Here is a 1,561-nt window from a genome sequence, read left to right as displayed (position 1 = left end):
GGACGCTGCCGCGCCCCGCGGGCCGGCGGCCGGGCCCGCCGGCGTGGCTGCTGGAGGCGGCGGCCGAGCTGGACGCCCGGCGGCTGGGGGAGCGGCCCGACCGCTCACAGCCCGTCTAAGCCGGGCCGGGCCGCCCCCTCACTCCACCACCCGACCCGGGGCGTTCGGCGCTCCCCGTGGACGGGGGAGGACCGCCCTTTGTGTGACGTGCTCCACGGCCCGTGGCATACATAAAACTTGTACGCGGGAGTGACGAACGCATACAATGAAGTTGTACGCACTGCCCCCATCCTGCACTGAGGAGTGAGCCACGATGCTGAGCTACGAGGAGATCCTGGAGCGCGCCCTGCGGGCCGCCGCCGAGGAGATCGACCTGGAGATCGTCGCCGAGGAGGCGGGCGAGGAGCCGCTGACCGAGGAGGACGGCTCGCCGGTCGAGATCAACGAGGTCGTGACGCTGGCCGACGGCGGCTTCATGACGACCGACAAGGGCATCGTGCTGCGGCTGAGCGACGGCAGCCAGTTCACCGTCGAGATCAAGCGGTACCGCTGACCGAGCCGGCGGGCGCGCCTCGAGCGCGCCCGCCGCTTCCATCCCCGACCCGCCCTGACCTGAGGAGCCGAAGATGACCTTCCCGACCTGCACCCTGCGCGTGACCGTCCCGACCTTCAACGCCGAGTTCGTGCCCGAGGAGGACGGCGGCATGTGCGCCGCCCAGGCCGTCGCCAGCCTGCTGATCGAGCACGACGGCGAGAAGTGCGGGGACGGCGGGCTGTGCCTGTTCGACCCGGAGGAGGGCCTGGAGGTGGACCCGTGGACGCAGACGGAGCTGCTGTGCGTCGACCACCTGCACGAGCACGAGCGGGCGGTGGCCGACCGCGGCGAGCTGGTGGGGGAGACGCTGACCCGCCTGTGACGACCGAGGAGAGCCGCCCGGGACCCCCGGGCGGCCTCGACCTGTTGGAGGGGAAACCGATGGAGAGCAAGACGGTGCCGGGCGTGCCGGCACTGCCGACCGGCGGCGGTGCCGCCGAGGCCGCCGGGTAGGCCGGCGTGGTTCACGTGGAGAAGGTCGACGTGCCGGAGCGGCCGAGCAAGGGCGCGTGGGTGTCGGTGTGGCTGGCGTTCGGTGCCGGGATCGCGGCATCGCTGGCGGCGAACATCGCGCACGCCGGTGCCGATGCCGGTGCGAAGGCGGTCGCCGGTTGGGCGCCGCTGGCGCTGCTGCTGTGCTCCGAGGTGATGACGCGGGTGCCGGCACCGCGGAGCCGACTGCTGAACGTGGTGCGGCTGGGCGGCACGGTGATCGTCGCGGGCGTCGCCGCGCTGGCCAGCTACCGGCACATGAAGGGCCTGGCCCTGGAGTACGGCGAGGACTGGCTGACGGCGAGCACCCTGCCGCTGTCCGTCGACGGCCTGGTGGTCGTGGCGTCGATCGGGCTGGTGGTGCTGTCGCAGATGCGGCGGGCGGCGATGGCCGCCGAGCGTGCCGCCGCCCTGGCGGCTGCCGTCGAGCGGGAGGCGTTCCTGGCTGCCGTGGCCGCCGCCCCGGTGCCGCCG

General features: G+C 73.5%; 4 protein-coding genes. All 4 read left to right on the top strand.

From position 1 onward, the window contains the following. Positions 1 to 313: 313 nt before the first annotated feature. Positions 314 to 553: a hypothetical protein gene (locus tag JNW87_RS38570; protein ID WP_238455458.1), complete on the top strand. Its 240-nt coding sequence runs from the start codon at positions 314 to 316 to the stop codon at positions 551 to 553. 73 nt (positions 554 to 626) lie between these two features. Continuing rightward, positions 627 to 917 carry a hypothetical protein gene (locus JNW87_RS38565; protein ID WP_238455457.1) on the top strand — a complete coding sequence of 97 codons (291 nt, stop codon included), beginning with the start codon at positions 627 to 629 and terminating at the stop codon, positions 915 to 917. Then, the gene (locus JNW87_RS40160) at positions 914 to 1,048 is read left to right on the top strand and encodes a hypothetical protein (RefSeq protein WP_255544852.1); all 135 of its coding nucleotides are present in this window, start codon (positions 914 to 916) and stop codon (positions 1,046 to 1,048) included. The genes JNW87_RS38565 and JNW87_RS40160 overlap by 4 nt, the downstream gene beginning before the upstream one ends. A 6-nt stretch (positions 1,049 to 1,054) precedes the next feature. Next, positions 1,055 to 1,561 (top strand): DUF2637 domain-containing protein (locus JNW87_RS41140; RefSeq protein ID WP_238455456.1); only part of this gene is annotated, 507 nt, incomplete at its 3' end.

The sequence above is a fragment of the Micromonospora sp. ATA51 genome (assembly GCF_016802855.1).
Classification (GTDB): Bacteria; Actinomycetota; Actinomycetes; order Mycobacteriales; family Micromonosporaceae; genus Micromonospora; species Micromonospora sicca.
Note: the sequence above shows the minus strand (reverse complement) of the source record. Positions and strands in the feature narration are given on the sequence as shown.